General features: G+C 45.6%; 1 protein-coding gene. It reads right to left on the reverse strand.

All coding sequences use genetic code 11. The features are described from left to right. A partial coding sequence (locus A3756_RS24655) for a cbb3-type cytochrome c oxidase subunit I (RefSeq protein WP_068554950.1) occupies window positions 1-1159 on the reverse strand: 1159 nt, incomplete at both ends.

The raw sequence follows: 1159 nt of genomic DNA on the forward strand, positions 1-1159 counted from the left end.
CTCAGAGCATTTGCGTCATCTGGTAAACGCTGGAGAATAATCTGCCAGACGCCCGCCACTGTTAATGCCAAAGTAATACCGCACATTGCGATACACATTGTCCAGAACGACATACGCTCCAATCTCTGTGCTCTTTCACAGTTGCCGTGAGGGCGACCACGCATAATTGGCATTGAATAGGACATTATCGTCATCACAATCATTGAGTAAGCCCCAAAGAATGCTAGATGTCCGTGAGCTGCAGTAATCTGCGAACCGTGTGTAAAATAGTTCACCGGTGCTAGCGTATGAATGAAGCCCCATACACCTGCGCCCAAGAACGCCATTACCGAAGTACCTAAAGCCCAAGTCAATGCTATCTGGTTGCCATGCTCATGACGACGTTCACGAACCATCTTGAATGCGAACACAACCATCATGAAGAAAGGAATTGGTTCAAGCGCTGAGAAGATAGAACCCAGCCACAACCAGTACTCACCCGGGCCGATCCAGAAGTAGTGGTGCCCCATTCCTATCAGGCCGGTAATCAGTGCTAAAGCAATAATCACATACAACCACTTCTCTATTATCTCACGGTCAACGCCAGTCACTTTGATCAAGGTATAAGCCAAAATAGCACCCATGATCAATTCCCAAACACCTTCAACCCATAGGTGAACAACCCACCACCAGAAGAACTTATCAAGAACCAAGTTACCTGGGTTATAGAAAGAGAATAAGAAGAACACTGCCAAACCAATCAGACCTGTAATCAATACCATGTTGATCACTGTTTTGCGGCCCTTAAGGATGGTCATACCTACATTGAAGATGAACCCGAGACAAACGATGACAATACCAATTTTAGTAATCGTCGGTTGTTCAAGGAATTCTCGCCCCATGGTCGGTAAGAGTTCATTAAAAGTAATATCTGCCAAGGTGCTATAAGGCACTAGCAAATAACCTAGAATGGTCGCAACGCCGGCTGCGGCAAACACCCAAAACAGGATTTTGGCAAGCAATGGGCTATACAGTTCAGTTTGACTCTCTTCTGGGACAAGGTAGTAAGTTGCTCCCATAAAGCCAAATAATAGCCAAACGATGAGCAAGTTCGTGTGCACCATACGTGCAACGTTAAACGGAATAGCACCTGCTAGAAAGTCACCAACGATATATTGAA

This window comes from Oleiphilus sp. HI0086 (assembly GCF_001635225.1).